The 14,167-nt window shown below is 61.3% G+C and carries 14 protein-coding genes; 5 read left to right on the forward strand and 9 right to left on the reverse strand.

Going from position 1 to position 14,167, the window contains the following annotated elements:
- Window positions 1-12 precede the first annotated feature (12 nt).
- Complete coding sequence (locus EXZ61_RS03010; protein ID WP_142808891.1) at window positions 13-1,506, reverse strand: AMP nucleosidase; 1,494 nt, start codon at window positions 1,504-1,506, stop codon at window positions 13-15.
- Between the two features lie 148 nt (window positions 1,507-1,654).
- Here EXZ61_RS03010 and EXZ61_RS03015 point away from each other — a divergent pair, with 148 nt between their 5' ends.
- Both EXZ61_RS03015 and EXZ61_RS03020 read left to right on the forward strand, forming a co-directional pair.
- Window positions 1,655-1,981 carry a hypothetical protein gene (locus tag EXZ61_RS03015; protein WP_142808892.1) on the forward strand — a complete coding sequence of 109 codons (327 nt, stop codon included), beginning with the start codon at window positions 1,655-1,657 and terminating at the stop codon, window positions 1,979-1,981.
- A 15-nt stretch (window positions 1,982-1,996) separates the two neighbouring features.
- Window positions 1,997-3,172, forward strand: coding sequence for a dipeptidase (locus EXZ61_RS03020; RefSeq protein WP_142808894.1), 1,176 nt, complete (start codon window positions 1,997-1,999; stop codon window positions 3,170-3,172).
- Between the two features lie 33 nt (window positions 3,173-3,205).
- Here the strand turns inward: EXZ61_RS03020 and EXZ61_RS03025 are convergent, their stop codons facing one another.
- Window positions 3,206-3,442: a cysteine-rich CWC family protein gene (locus tag EXZ61_RS03025; RefSeq protein ID WP_142808897.1), complete on the reverse strand. Its 237-nt coding sequence runs from the start codon at window positions 3,440-3,442 to the stop codon at window positions 3,206-3,208.
- 114 nt (window positions 3,443-3,556) lie between these two features.
- Between EXZ61_RS03025 and EXZ61_RS03030 the strand changes: the two genes are divergently transcribed.
- Both EXZ61_RS03030 and EXZ61_RS03035 read left to right on the forward strand, forming a co-directional pair.
- On the forward strand, window positions 3,557-4,030 hold the full coding sequence (locus tag EXZ61_RS03030) for a CYTH domain-containing protein (protein ID WP_142808900.1): 474 nt from the start codon (window positions 3,557-3,559) through the stop codon (window positions 4,028-4,030).
- A gap of 159 nt (window positions 4,031-4,189) precedes the next feature.
- Window positions 4,190-5,626, forward strand: a complete 1,437-nt coding sequence (locus EXZ61_RS03035; RefSeq protein WP_142808903.1) for a DUF4139 domain-containing protein — start codon at window positions 4,190-4,192, stop codon at window positions 5,624-5,626.
- Window positions 5,627-5,714: 88 nt separating this feature from the next.
- Here the strand turns inward: EXZ61_RS03035 and EXZ61_RS03040 are convergent, their stop codons facing one another.
- Window positions 5,715-7,550, reverse strand: a complete 1,836-nt coding sequence (locus EXZ61_RS03040) for a chorismate-binding protein (protein WP_178084833.1) — start codon at window positions 7,548-7,550, stop codon at window positions 5,715-5,717.
- A 161-nt stretch (window positions 7,551-7,711) separates the two neighbouring features.
- Between EXZ61_RS03040 and EXZ61_RS03045 the strand changes: the two genes are divergently transcribed.
- Window positions 7,712-8,809: an SMP-30/gluconolactonase/LRE family protein gene (locus EXZ61_RS03045; RefSeq protein WP_142808906.1), complete on the forward strand. Its 1,098-nt coding sequence runs from the start codon at window positions 7,712-7,714 to the stop codon at window positions 8,807-8,809.
- A 49-nt stretch (window positions 8,810-8,858) separates the two neighbouring features.
- On the opposite strand, the gene EXZ61_RS03050 is transcribed toward EXZ61_RS03045, so the two are convergent.
- The 6 genes from EXZ61_RS03050 to EXZ61_RS03075 form a co-directional block, all read right to left on the reverse strand.
- On the reverse strand, window positions 8,859-9,731 hold the full coding sequence (locus EXZ61_RS03050; RefSeq protein ID WP_142808909.1) for a GNAT family N-acetyltransferase: 873 nt from the start codon (window positions 9,729-9,731) through the stop codon (window positions 8,859-8,861).
- A 6-nt stretch (window positions 9,732-9,737) separates the two neighbouring features.
- Window positions 9,738-10,175, reverse strand: a complete 438-nt coding sequence (gene speD / locus EXZ61_RS03055; RefSeq protein WP_142808912.1) for an adenosylmethionine decarboxylase — start codon at window positions 10,173-10,175, stop codon at window positions 9,738-9,740.
- On the reverse strand, window positions 10,168-10,926 hold the full coding sequence (locus EXZ61_RS03060) for a hypothetical protein (RefSeq protein ID WP_142808914.1): 759 nt from the start codon (window positions 10,924-10,926) through the stop codon (window positions 10,168-10,170). Before EXZ61_RS03060 ends, speD begins: the two co-directional genes overlap by 8 nt.
- A 2-nt stretch (window positions 10,927-10,928) precedes the next feature.
- A complete protein-coding gene (locus EXZ61_RS03065) occupies window positions 10,929-11,984 on the reverse strand; it encodes a fused MFS/spermidine synthase (RefSeq protein ID WP_168224685.1) in 1,056 nt (351 codons plus the stop codon).
- The gene (locus tag EXZ61_RS03070; protein WP_142808918.1) at window positions 11,981-12,565 is read right to left on the reverse strand and encodes a hypothetical protein; all 585 of its coding nucleotides are present in this window, start codon (window positions 12,563-12,565) and stop codon (window positions 11,981-11,983) included. The genes EXZ61_RS03065 and EXZ61_RS03070 overlap by 4 nt, the downstream gene beginning before the upstream one ends.
- 126 nt (window positions 12,566-12,691) lie before the next feature.
- Complete coding sequence (locus EXZ61_RS03075) at window positions 12,692-14,110, reverse strand: cytochrome P450 (RefSeq protein ID WP_142808920.1); 1,419 nt, start codon at window positions 14,108-14,110, stop codon at window positions 12,692-12,694.
- Between the last annotated feature and the right edge of the window lie 57 nt (window positions 14,111-14,167).

Consider the following 14,167-nt stretch of genomic DNA (forward strand, 5'->3'; position numbering starts at 1 on the left):
ATGTGGGTTGGCTTATTGGAAGGCGACTTCGGCAAAGCTGCGCAGCTTGCGGCTGTGCAACTGGTCTACCCCTTGGGCGCGCAGCAGTTCCAGCGCGCGTATGCCAATGCGCAAATGCTGGTCTACGCGTTCACGGTAGAAGTGGTTGGCCATGCCGGGGAGCTTGATCTCGCCATGCAGCGGCTTGTCACTCACACACAGCAGAGTGCCGTAGGGCACGCGGAAGCGGAAGCCGTTGGCCGCAATCGTGGCGCTTTCCATGTCCAGGGCCACGGCACGGCTTTGGCTGAAGCGGCGCTGGGGCTGGTTGTCGGGCAAGAGCTCCCAGTTGCGGTTGTCGGTAGACGCCACGGTGCCGGTGCGCATGATGCTCTTGAGCGCTGCGCCCTTGATCTGCGTGACGTCAGCCACCGCTTGCTCCAAGGCCAGTTGAATTTCGGCCAGCGCGGGGATGGGCACCCACAGCGGCAACTCTTCATCCAATACATGGTCTTCACGCACATAGCCATGGGCCAGCACGTAGTCGCCCAGTTGTTGGCTGTTGCGCAGGCCCGCGCAGTGGCCCAGCATGATCCAGGCGTGTGGCCGCAGCACGGCAATGTGGTCGGTGATGTTTTTGGCGTTGGCTGGGCCCACACCAATGTTGACCATGGTGATGCCCGCTTGGTCGGCGCGCACCAGGTGGTAGCCCGGCATTTGCGGCAAACGTGGTGGGGGCACACCGAGTGCATCGCCCGCCTCAGCAGGCAGGCCCACGCGGCGTGTCACCACATTGCCAGGTTCTACAAACGCCACGTATTCGCTGTTGGGGTCTGCCATGGCGGCGCGGCCCAAGGCAATGAATTCATCAATGTAGAACTGGTAGTTGGTGAAGAGCACAAAGTTTTGAAAGTGCTCGGGCAGGGTGCCGGTGTAGTGGCGCAGGCGGTGCAGTGAGTAGTCCACGCGCGGTGCAGTAAACAAGGACAGCGGCTGCGCCTCGCCGGGGCTTGGGTTGTAAGTGCCATTGGCAATGCCATCGTCCATGGCGGCGAGGTCGGGCAGGTCAAACACATCGCGCATGAGCATGCGGCGCTGTGCGCTCATGCTGCCCTCCACGTGGTCGGTTTCGGCAAACGAAAAGTGCACCGGAATGGGCTGGGTGCTGGTGCCCACCTCGAGCTCGACACCGTGGTTTTGCAGCAGCAAGCGGAATTGCTCCAAGTAGTAGTTGGAGTAGAGCTCGGGCCGGGTCAACGTGGTTTCAAAGCGACCGGGGCCGGCCACAAAACCGTAGCTTAGGCGGGCGATGTCACCAATGGCTTGGCGCGAGACCGTGTCGGTATGGATGCGTACCAGCGGGTAGCAAGCGCGCACATGGCCTGTGCTGTCATCTCCGGCCACAAAGCGCTGCATGGCTTGGCGCAGGTGGGCAATGCTGGAGTCATAAATGCGTTTGACCTGGTCCAATGCTGCAACTGGGTCGGTAAAGCGTGCCGGGGCGATGAAGGGTGGGAGATTTGACATATTTGCTATTGTGCCGTGGGACACTGTGATCAAAATGCTTAGGGGTAATGCCTATGCCCATTGTGCGGCTCCGCTGTGACGAGAACATGTAACATCGCAGATACAAAAAAAGGCGTGCGCGCACGCAGCGCCGAACCAAAGGAGTTTTGTGCCACTGTCCCACGATCCGCGTGACCAAGCTACGGGATTCCCACCTTTGCAGTGGGAAGAGGATGATGTTCCCACGCGTCCCATGCCACTGCACGAGCTGCCGACTCAGGCCCGGGTGGACCATGAGATGGCCGTCATCGAACAACACCATATGCGCATTGCCTTGGTGATCAAAAAGTTCTGGGGCCACCGCGACTGCGTGGAGTACATGCAAACCTTGCTGCTCAAGGGTGGCGACGGGGATGAGAAAAAGCGCGTGGGCTTTAAGGCTGAAGTAAGCGCTGCGCTCATCAACCTGATTGCCCTGCACCGCATTGAACCGTAACGAGAAGGGCATGCCATGCGCCGTTTGCGTCGAGTAGGGTTAGCCGTAGCGGCCGTGCTGGCTGCAGGGTTGGCGGTGTTTTTCTACGTGCCCACCCTCGTGGACGGCAAGATGAACCAGGTTGTGGCGCCCGGCCCCTATGCGGCCAGCGCCAAAGCCACCGCGCTGTACAGCACCTTGTTTGTGGCCGACCTCCATGACGACGCGCTCTTGTGGAACCGAGACCTGCTCACGCGCTACAGCCGTGGCCATTCGGATTTGCCGCGCCAGCTAGACGCCCGCTTGGGCTTGCAGGTGTTCGCTGCCGTCACCAAAACGCCCAAGGGCATGAACTACGAGCGCAATAGTGACCAAACCGACAACATCACCATGCTCATCATGGCCCAGCGTTGGCCTGTGGCCACCTGGAACAGCCTCTTGGAGCGGGCGCTGTACCAAAGCGAAAAGTTGCACACCGCTGCGGCCGATAGCCACGGTCAGTTGGTGATTGTGAAATCGCAAAAAGACCTGGCTGCGCATGTGCAAGCTTGGCAAAAAAATCCACAGCGCGTGGCTGCGGTGCTGGCGCTAGAAGGCTTGCACCCGCTGCAAGGTGAGTTGGCCCATGTGGACCGTTTGTTCGATGCGGGCTACCGCATTGCCGGGCTCACGCACTTTTTCGACAATGAAGTGGGCGGCTCCGCCCATGGCATGCAAAAGGGTGGGCTCACGCCTTTTGGCCGTGAGGTGGTGGCACGGCTGCAGGCCAAGCACATGCTGATCGATGTGGCCCACGCCTCCAAACCCGTGATGGATGACGTGTTGGCCTTGGCCAAAGCGCCGGTACTGGTGTCGCACACCGGGGTCGCTGGCACGTGCCCTGGCCCGCGCAACCTGACGGATGCCCACTTGCGTGGCATTGCGGCCACCGGGGGCTTGGTGGGCATTGGCTATTGGGACGGCGCGGTGTGTGAACCCACAGTAGCCAACATTGTCAAAGCCATGCGCTACGCCATTGGCGTAGTCGGCGTGAACCATGTGGCCTTGGGTTCAGACTTCAACGGCGCCACGCGCACCCCGTTTGACGTCACCGGCTTGGCGCAAATCGTCGACGGCCTACAGCAAGCGGGGCTGAGTGAAGCCGACATCCGCGCGGTGATGGGCGGCAATGTGCAGCGCGTGCTGCTGCAGAGTTTGCCGCTAGGTGAATAAACGGACTGTGTTTGGATGCGCTTGACGGACTGCTCAAGCAGCCTCACTCCTTGCCCCCACCGCCGCACACCGCGCGCAAATACACGCCACACCTTGTTGCTCCACGGGCACCTGCGCTAACAGTTCCGGTGGAAATGTGGCTTGGGTGCACCAGCAGGGGCCTTGGGCTTGGCCGGTGGTGCGCTCTAGTTCCATGGCGCATTGGTTGGCTTGCCCGCACAAGGGGCAGTGGCTGGCGTTGTTGGTGGACTTGGGGCTGGTAGCGGGCATGGTCGGCAGTGTAAAGCCCGTGAAGACAGGTCGTGATTTTCAGCAGGTGCGATCCGGTCTATGGCCTGCGCTCGATAACAATAGTGCTTTGCAAACCAACGGGCAGGGGACACCATGGGAATTGAAATCGAGCGCAAATTTTTGGTGCAAGGCACCGACTGGAAGAATGAAGCGGGCGTGCGCTACTGCCAAGGCTATCTGAACCGTGACAAGGCCCGCACGGTGCGTGTGCGCGTGGCCGGCGAGCACGCATTCTTGACCATCAAAGGCATCAGTACCGGCGCTACACGGGCTGAGTTTGAGTACCCCATTCCACTGGCGGATGCGCAGGCCTTGCTGGCCTTGTGTGACGGTCCCTGCATTGAGAAGACGCGCTACCGCGTACCCGTCGACGGCATGGTGTGGGAGGTGGATGCGTTTGCTGGCGACAACGCGGGCCTGGTGGTGGCAGAGATTGAGTTGCAAAGCGAAGACCAGGTTTTTAGCCGTCCGCACTGGCTAGGGCCCGAGGTCACGCATGACGCGCGCTATTTCAACTCCAATTTGGCAGCGCACCCCTTTAGCCAGTGGCGCGATGCTGCGCCTTAAACGCACGCCAGCGCACCGACACGGCGCGCAAAGTGTGTCAGTTTGTGCCACCTAGTATGTGCTGTGCACCTCGCTGGGTGCTGACCCGTTAGGGTGGGGTGGCCTGTGCTGGGCCGCAAACACAAACGCAAGTTTTCGTTTTTTAGAAAGATGGTTTTTATGTTGAAACTCACGCTCACCCCTTTGATGGCCGCCTTGGTGTGCGCCACCGCCATGGCCCAGGCGCCTGAGCAGCGCGCCACGTTGGCGGACCAGCAAGAAGTGGCGGTCACCATTTACAACGACAACTTGGCCTTGGTAAAAGACCTGCGCAAGCTCCAAATCAAGCCCGGTGTGGGCGCTTTGGCCTTTCGGGATGTGAGTGCGCAGATTCGCCCTGAGACAGCGCTTTTGCGCTCCTTAAGCCCCGGCGTCAACTTACGGGTGCTGGAGCAAAACTTTGACTTTGACTTGCTCAGCCCGCAAAAAATGCTGGAGAAGTACGTGGGCCAAACCGTGACGGTGGTGCGTACCAACCCCAGCACCGGCCAAGAGACGTCGGAGAGCGCGCAAGTGCTCTCCGCCAACAACGGCGTGGTGCTCAAAATAGGTAACCGCATTGAGACCGGCATGCCCGGGCGCTTGGTCTATGGCGATGTGCCCGCCAATCTGCGTGACCGCCCCACACTGGTCATGACCTTGGACAACAGCCAAGCCCAACCGCAAGACGTGGAACTCAGCTACCTCACCGGGGGCCTGGGCTGGAAGGCCGACTACGTGGTGGAGCTGGGTGCCAAAGACGACAAGCTCGACATCTCAGGCTGGGTCACGCTGACCAACACCAGCGGTGCCAGCTACCGCAACGCCAAGCTGCAGTTGGTGGCGGGCGATGTCAACCGCGTGGCACCCGATGTGCAAGCCCGCGCGCGCGGCGGCGTGATGATGGCTGCCGCCCCCATGATGGAAAAGTCCATGGCCGAGGAGTCGCTGTTTGAATACCACCTCTACACCCTAGGCCGCCCCACCACCATTGCAGAAAACCAAACCAAGCAAGTGGCTTTGCTGTCAGGCACCGGCGTGCCGGTGCGCAAAGAGTATTTGCTCAAGGGCGATGAGTACTACTACCACAGCCCCGTGGGCGAGCTGGGCAAGAAGATAAAAGTCGGCGTGTTTGTGGAGTTTGAAAACAAAGAGAACGCCCGCCTTGGCATGCCCCTGCCCAAAGGCGTGGTGCGTGTGTACAAGAAAGACAGCGCGGGCAACGCCCAGTTCATTGGGGAAGACCGCATCGACCACACACCCAAGAACGAAAAAGTGCGCCTCAAGCTGGGTGACGCGTTTGATGTCACCGCCGACAAGCGCCAGACCGATTTCAAGAAACTGCCCAACGACAGCAAGGGCAATGGCGCGTTCGAAAGTGCCTATGAGTTGGTGCTGAAAAACGCCAAAGACGAAGCCGTGACCGTCACCGTGCAAGAGCCCATGCCCGGCGACTGGCAAATCTTGAACACCAACCAGCCCTTCACCAAAGGCGCCAGCAACGTGGCGGTATGGTCTGTCACCGTACCGCCCCAGGGCAGCACCAAGCTCAACTACCGCAGCCTGGTGCGCTACTAGGATTGGGTTTCTGGGTTTTGAGAGGGAAAATGACCGGTGGCGCGCATGGAATATGTGCAAGCAGCTATTGAATCTGTAGCGATTTGCGCTAGGGTGCTAGCCTGGCGGGTAGCCAGCCCCGCATGCTGTTCACAAACGCCAGTGCGCTGACCTCAGGCAGCTCGCGCACTGCCACCACCGCTTCCACCAGTCTGCCATCCGCCAAAGCTTGTGCGCGACCCACGCCCGGGAGCAAGCCGCAGCGCAGCGGTGGGGTGACCCACTGGCCGCGCAGCAGCAGGGCGATGTTGCCGCGCGTGCATTCGGTAATCTCGTGCTGGGTGTTCCACAAGAGGGTGTCAAACACACCCGGTTCGGTGGGGGTGAATGCGTCGTAGTGCGGGCGGTGCGTGGTCTTGAACCGCACAAACTCGCTGTGCGCTTCTTCCAGCGGCTGTTTTGCCAGTTGCAGCAGCACGGTGGACGGCGACGGCGGCAGCTCAAACGCCTGCGCGGTGACTTGGCCCTGGAGCCCGAGCAGCAAGCGCACACGCCATGCGCCCGTGGCGTGTGCTTGGGCGATGTGGTCCAGCGCCTGCTCAAGCGCCACGCCGGGCCAGGTGAATCCAAAGTGTGTGGCCGCAGCCTGCATGCGGGCCAAATGCAAGCTGCGCTGCATGAGCTGCCCGTCCACAAGGCCCAAGGTTTCTAGCAGCTCAAAGCGGGTGGTGGCGCGCTGCACAAAGGCTTGTTTGTGCTGCCACTCCGCCCATTCGGCAGCAGGCTCAGAGCCCGAGGTAATGCCACTGCCAATGCCATAGCGCACTTGCTGCGCTTGGCCTTGTTGGTTGCCTGAGTGGCTTTGCAGTGTGAGCGTGCGAATCGGCACGTTGAACGTGGCCGTGCCGCCGGGCTGCAACACGCCCACTGCGCCGCAGTACACGCCGCGTGCCTCAGGCTCCAAGGCCCGTATGGCCTGCATGGCTTGCACCTTGGGTGCGCCGGTGATGGAGCCGCAGGGAAACAGCGCCGCAAACACATCGGCCAAGGTGCAGCCCGCGCGGGTTCGGGCCGTGACGTCGGAGGTCATTTGCCACACGCTGGGCAGGGCTTGCGTGTGAAACAGCTGGGGCACCTGCACGCTAAAGGGTTCGGCAATGCGCGACACATCGTTGCGCAGCAAATCCACAATCATCACGTTCTCGGCCCGCTCTTTGGGCGAGTTGCGCAGCATCTCGGCTTGGGCCGCATCGTCTTGCGGCGTGGCACCGCGTGGGGCCGTGCCCTTCATGGGGCGGGTTAGCAACTCGCCATCACGCCAGTCAAAAAACAACTCGGGCGAGACCGACAACACCTGCTCAAGCCCTGTGTTGAGGTAAGCGGCGTAGCCCCCAGGCTGGGCTTGTTGCAGTGCATGGAAGAGCGCGAGCCCGGCAGACGCGGTCGAGGTCTGGGCATCGTCCACCCACTGCCCGCTTCGCTGGCTGGTGTAGTTCACTTGGTAGAACTCACCGGCTGCAATCGCGGCGTCAAGTTTGGCGAGCGCCGCGTCAAACTGGCTGCGCTCTAGGCTGGGTTGCCATTGCACGGTGGGGCTTGCGGGGGCTGGCACAGGGGCTTGCGGCCAAGGTAGCGTCTGCGGGTACACGGCAAACCACGCCAAAGGGCCGGTTGCGGGGTGCACCGCCAAGGCGGCATCAAAGGCAGGCGCGGCTTCATAACGCACATAGCCCACACACCAAGCGCCCGCGCGCGCTGCGGCTTCTGCGGCCAAGAGCACGCCCGCCACCTCGGTCAACTGCTTGGCTTGCAAGATGCGCGAAGGCGTGCCAAACGCGTGGCGCAGGCGAGGCGCACCATCCGCAGTGTGCGGGTTGGCAAAGTCAATCAGGGCAGTCAGCGAAGGCAATTCAGCCTGGGTGGCGGTGGAAGAGGGCGCGTGCATGTGTCGATTTTGCATGAGCCCCTGCACCCGCGTTGGCGTGGGGCTGGCTGGCTCAGGCGCAGCATTGCCGCACTTCAAGGGCTAAGGCGCTTGGGTATACGCTGATTCCCAAGCTGGTGTGTATAGCTACCATCAGCGCTACAACACCAAGGAGACACTCGATGAAGAAAATAGTACAAGGTCTGGGGGCGGCACTGTTAGTGCTGGTGGCGTATTTGCTCCTGTGGCCCATTCCCATCCAACCCGTGTCGCTGCCCGTGCCGGCGCAGCCCGGCTACGTGGGCGTGCATGCGGTCAACACCAAGCTGGCCAATTTGCAGATGATCGACCTGCAGGGCGAGGTGGGGCCAGAACACATCGCCTTTGGGCCCGATGGCAAGCTCTACACCACGGTGGTCAGCGGCAACATCTTGCGCATGAATGCCGATGGCAGCGGCCAAGAAGTGTTCGCCAACACCGGTGGCCGGGTGCTGGGCTTTGACTTTGACGCCCAAGGCAATCTCATCGCTGCCGACTCTTTCAAAGGCCTGCTTGCGATTGCGCCTGACCGCAAGGTCACCGTGCTCACCGATGCGGTGAACGGCGACCCCATTCGCTATGCCGACGGCGTGGTCGTCGCCCCAGACGGCAAGATGTACCTCAGTGACGCGTCCATGCGTTTCGCACCCAAGGACTGGGGCGGCACGTTTGAGTCCAGCGTGCTCGATATCTTGGAACAAGCGGCCACGGGTCGCATCATCGAGTACGACCCCGCCACCAAAGTCACCCGCGTGGTGGCCAAAGGCCTGAGTTTTGCCAACGGGGTGGCACTGAGCCAAGACGGTAAGCACCTGTTTGTGAACGAGACGGGGCGCTACCGCGTGTGGAAGATGGATGTGTCTGCCAAGGACTTGGACGTAAAGCAACCCAACCCACAAGCCACCGTGTTTTTGGACAACTTGCCAGGCTACCCCGACAACCTGATGCGCGGGCTAGACGGCAAGATCTGGCTGGGCTTTGCCAAACCGCGTAACCCGGTGGCCGACAAGCTCATGGACAAGCCTTTCTTGCGCGAAGTCACGATGCGCTTGCCACGCGCACTCTGGCCGGTGCCCAAGTCCTACGGGCATGTGGTGGCCTTTACCGAGGACGGCAAGATCGTGGCCGACTTGCAAGACCCCACAGGTGCCTACCCCGAGACGACCGCGATCACAGAAACCAAAGACCGCCTGTACGTGCACAGCTTGCATGCACATGGCCTAGGGTGGCTTGCTAAGTAAATGATGCACCCATTGGGCGCACAGCCTACGCCGCTATCGATGGAGGGATCTAAGTAATGGAGCGCCGCATCAGCAGCTGGTGCAGGGCTTGGCATTCAAACCCAGCGCGCGCTAAAGCATCGCCACCCACATCGCTGCGCTGCAGTTCATGCACAAAGCACGCGCGTTCTGGGAAGCTGCTGCGTAGTTGGAGCGCCAACTGATATGCGTCGTGCTGCGCGGGGTTCCGGTCTATCAGGCTGAGGATTTGCACCTTGACCTCATCTGGCAGTGTAAAAACCAGCAAGGCTCTACCCAATTTCCAGGCCTGCAATTGCAAGGGATTCGCAGCCAATACGGGCGGCGTCACTTGCAGCGGCAGATCGTTCAATCCCGTCAGTTGGGCCTGCGCAATCCACGCATAAGCCTCCTCAAGGGCGAGTGGCGCAAACGCGCCGCTGGTGGGCGAGGGTAGCGATAGTGGCGCCTGGCTCCAGGGTTGTGCGTGGTAGCCATGCAGGTCATGGAGCGCCTGAAAGCCGTGGCTTTCATACAAGCGCAATGCACGCGTGTTTTGTGCAAACACTTCGAGTTCAACCGCTGTCATGCCGGCATGCGCTGCGCGTTGAATCAGATCGTTCAGCAGTCGCTGCGCTGCGCCAGTGCCGCGCGCCGCTGGAACCGCGCCCATGGCGGCCAAGCGCCAAACACCCATTGCCGCACGCGGGGCAACGAAAGCAAACGCCAGAACGTCATTGTCACGAAGGATCACGCGGCTTAGCGACAGGTCAATGCACTGTCGTGCTAAAAAATGCGGCCATTGCGCCAATGGCATGTCAAAAGGGCCGATCAAGTAGTCGGCAAAGGCTTGGACAAGCGCTGCGTGCAACTGTGCAGGATCAATGTCTGAAGCGGGGCCTTCCACGAGTGCGGCGTTGTCCATGCCTAGTCAATCCGCAACCGGCAAATTGCTAGCAGCGAGCTCTCCCCGGCGCAGGGTTTTAACGGTGATGCGTTGTGGCTCAAACCCGCGTTGGATCGCGGCGATGCCATCCTGGGGATCGCAGCCCGCGCACATGAACAGGTCTATAGCGGCAAAGCTGCGCTCGGGCCAGGTGTGGATGGAAATATGGGACTCCGCCAGCAGCAGCACGCCTGTTACGCCACCCAGCGGCGTGAACACATGAAAGTGCCCATGCAAAACCGTGGCCTTGGCGGCCAGGGCGGCTGCGCGTAGCGTGGCCTCAATGCGGGGGGCATCGTTTAAATGCTGGGCCTCCCACAAGTCCACGATCAAGTGGGTGCCTGCAAAACGCTGGCCGTCGCGCTCGCTGAAGTAGTCTTTGTGGGCCATGGCCGCGGGGTCTGGGCCTAAGGTCTTAGGCATAAAGGTGGAAGCAAAATTCAAACACTAAAAAGGCAAGAATACCCACGCCGATGGCCACTTCCCAGCGGCCACGGCGCGCTTCTTGTGCGCGTTGCAGTTGGTTTTCTAAGCCCAGCACCACGAGCTCTAGCTGGTGCTCAACCAAATTCAGCGCATCGCTGGTTTGGGCTTGGGTCAGCCATTCCGTGCGTAGCCGCGTGCCTAGCGTCACATCACCCGTGCGGGCGGGCAACTCACAGTAGGGGCGCAGCGCTACCAGTTGGAAGGCGCACTGCGTGGCCTCCGCCAGTTGTGCACGCAGCGGCGCGATGCTGGCAGACGTCTCTGCCTGGGCCTGCCAGCCCACCAGCGCTTGCGCCAGGGCATGGGCGCGCGCCTCCAAGGTGGCGATGGTGCGCGCCAACAGGGCATAGTCCAGCACGGCTGCCAGCGCTTGGTCACGCAAGGTTTCGGGGCATTGCACATAGGCGCGGCCAGACTTCCAGAGCATGCGCACACTGCGAAACAAAATGTCGAGCTTGGGGCCGGGTGGGGCGGCTTCTATCCAGCGTTGTGCGGCGTGATCCAGCAAGTTGGCCGAGTCTTGGGGCACGTCGATCAGCACCACGCTGTGGGCCTCGGCGGGCCAGGCCATGTCGGCGGAAGGCTGCGCACGTGGCAGCAGCGTGGCCGTGGTGCCAAACAAGGTGCGTTGTAGGGCACCGGTGTGCGCATCCGCGTTGGCTTCTAAGGTATAGGTGTAGGGCAGCATGGCTAGGTGAGAAGAGGGCGCGCAGGGAACACGGCAATGGGGTCGTCTACCTGCTCGGGTTCGGGGGGCCTTGCGAAACCCAGGTCATCGCCCAGGGTCGGGCCGGGCATAGACAGCAGTTTTTGCGTGGCCAAGCACAGCTGAAAGCGCGAGGTCAAAAAGGCACCATCTACATGCAGCAGCCAGCTATTGCCCAAGCGGTGGGCGATAGTGGCGTCCAAGGTGGCCGCACTCCACTCATACGGACGCACATGGTCAGACGCCAGCACAAAGCCCCAGGGTGCGACAAACGAGGGGATGTGCGACTGGTAGCTATGCACCTCGCTAAACGCGGTGCGCAAGGTGCGCACCAGGGCGGCATGCTGCACATGGTCTACATGGGAAAACTCCATGCCCTGCACCACGACAATGCCGCCGGGGCGCAGGCGTTGGCGCAGGTGCCGGTAGAACTCTTGGGTGTAGATGCGCTGTGCGGGGCCGTTTTCCAGCATGTCCACCACGTCGATGATGACCACGTCGTAAAAGTCCAGGTCTTGCTCGACAAAAGCGCGGCCATCGGTAAACACCAAGTGGGCGCGCGGGTCTTGCATGGCGCCTTGGTGCCAAGGGCCTAGGTGTTCGCGGCAGAGCTCAACGCAGGTTTCGTCAATGTCCACCATCACGGCACGTTGGACACTGCGATGCGCCAGCACTTCGCGCAAGGTGGCACCTTCGCCCCCGCCAATGATGAGCACATCGCGCGGGTTGGGATGGCTCAGCATGGCAGGCTGCACCAAAAGCTCGTGGTACAGCGACTCGTCATGCTCACTACTTTGTAGCACGCCATCCAAGAACAATGCGCGCCCGTAGCTCACAGTGTCGGCAATCAACACGTTTTGAAACGCGGTCTGCACCGAACACACCACACCTTTGCAGCGAAACCCAAAAATGTCATAGCGGTCAGAGGTGTCTTCGCAATAGCACACGGGCCCGGGGGGCGGGCCATCGTTGGCAACATAAAAAGCGCCGGGCCGCAGCTCAGGCAGCAGCGCCACGGGGCCCCGGGCGTTCACACTCATTTGATTTGCACTTTCTCGGCGTCCACCCATTCCAGGTGCAAAACTTCAAACTTGTCTTCTGCCCACTCAAAGACCAAGAGGGCGAGGTCTTCGTCCTCTGCACTTTCAAAGCGGTAGTAGCTCATGTCTGCAGGGGCAGCTTTGTCTTTGGCGTACTTGGCGTCTTCTGACTCGTTGGCGTTGAACTTGTAGTGCTGGCCCTCATAAACAATCTCGCCTTGGCCTTGTTTGTCCATTTGCCAAATGGCTTTGGGGTTCACGCCCAGGTCGCGTGGCCTCATGCGGGCGATGGCGGATTCGACTTCTACTTTGTCTTTTTCAACATGGATGACAAGTGAGGCGGCTTTGCCATCGCCAAATTTGCCGTCCACCCGGTGCCAGCTTGTGCCATCCACATCCTTAAACACCGTGACCGAGTCGATGGCCATGGCGACTTGCGCTGGCGTTTCCACATCGACCGCTGGCAGTTCCAACTGGGTACCCACTTGCAAGCGGTCTAAATCGGCGGGCGCCAAGGCCCAAGCCCACGAACACAGAATGCTCAACCCCAAAGCGGCCATGCCGCGCAGCCAAACAGCCATCACAGTCTCCTATTTTCAGCCCATGCGACCTTGCGCACCCTGCGGGAAAGAGAGCCAGTTTATAGCGAAAACCCCACTCGACATGGGGGGATGTGTGGTGCGTGGGTTGGCTGTCGGCCGAGAGACCTACAGGTGAGACAGCATCAGCTCCATAGGCGCGCGAGGCCGCAGCGTGACATGCAACTCTGGCGTGCTCGGGGCGGCGTCAGCGGGCAAGCGCAGGCGATAACGCTGCAAGAGCATGGCGGCCAAGAGCGTCATTTCCATCATCGCAAAGTGTTGGCCCAGACACACGCGAGGGCCAGCGCCAAAGGGCATCCATGCGCCCTTGGGGATGGCGGGGGCACCGTCCAAAAAACGCGCTGGCTGGAATTGCTCCGGATTGGCAAACCAGCGCTCATCATGGTGCAGCAGCCACGGGGTGATGCGCAGCATGGCACCTTGGGGTATCTGCCAGCCCCCTACCGTGATGGGGGCCGTGGTGCGGCGCGACATGATGGCCGCCACCGGCGGGTACAGGCGCATGGCCTCTTTCAGAGTAGCGGTAAGCCATGGCAGCTGCGCCATGTGCTCGGGGCCCGGTGTTTGGCCAGCTAGTACCGTGGCCACCTCGTCGTGCGCGCGCTGCGCTAGGTCGGGGTGCTCCGCCATCAAGCGGCTCCACCACAGCAAGGCGGTGGCTGAGGTTTCATGCCCGGCCTGAAAGCTCACCATGCATTGGTCAAACACCTCTTGTGCTGACAGCGCTTCACCCGTGGTCTCGTCGCGCAAAGCCAGCAGGCGCCCCAGCAAGTCCGTGGCGGCTGGCGCGTCGGGGTGAGCGGCCAGCTCAGCGTGGCGTTCGTTGATATGGCGCTGTATCAACTGGCGCAAGCTGCGAATAGCTCGGCGTTTGGCGGCCTTGCCCGGCAGTGGCAACCAGTCTGGCAAAGAAAACGGTAGAAACATTTCTTGGAAAGCCGCGGCTGACAAGGCTTGCGTGGCGGCAATCGCGGCCTGCGAGTCTGCTTGTGCGCTGCGGCTGAACAGGGTGCGCAAAATCACGTCCATGGCCACGCTGCTCCACAGCGCATCCATGGGGATGCGTGCGCTCGTCTGCCCTGGGGGGATCAATTGCGCAAACGCGTCTTGCGCGGCGCTGGTCATCAGCGTGGCATAGCCGGCTACCTGCTTGGGCATGAAGGCCGCCATCAGCATGCGGCGCTGGCGCTGCCACACAGGCCCCTCGGTCACCAGCACGCTTTGGCCAAACACTTGCGCAAACACCTCAATGCCGCGCTCCCAGCGAATGAGTGCGTCGGCATGGCTGACCAAAGCCTCGCGCACCAAGTCAGGGGACATCAGGTCGTACGCGCGTTCATGGCCCAAACGCATGTAGCTGATGTCCCCATGGTCGCGCTGCAGCTGCGTCGTAAAGCCTAGGTAATCGCGCTTCATGGCGGCCAAGAGGGGCAAACCCCACCAGCGGGAAGGAGGGCCGGGCGGGCGTGTAAGGGCAGAAGTCTGGGCCGAAATGCTGGGCGATGAAGTGGATGCGGGGTTCATGGCGTGCATTGTCTGGCGCCACCCCGGGGCCTGTATTGAACGATTGCGACATCGCGC

This window comes from Rhodoferax aquaticus (assembly GCF_006974105.1).
In the GTDB taxonomy this organism is placed as follows: domain Bacteria; phylum Pseudomonadota; class Gammaproteobacteria; order Burkholderiales; family Burkholderiaceae_C; genus Allorhodoferax; species Allorhodoferax aquaticus_A.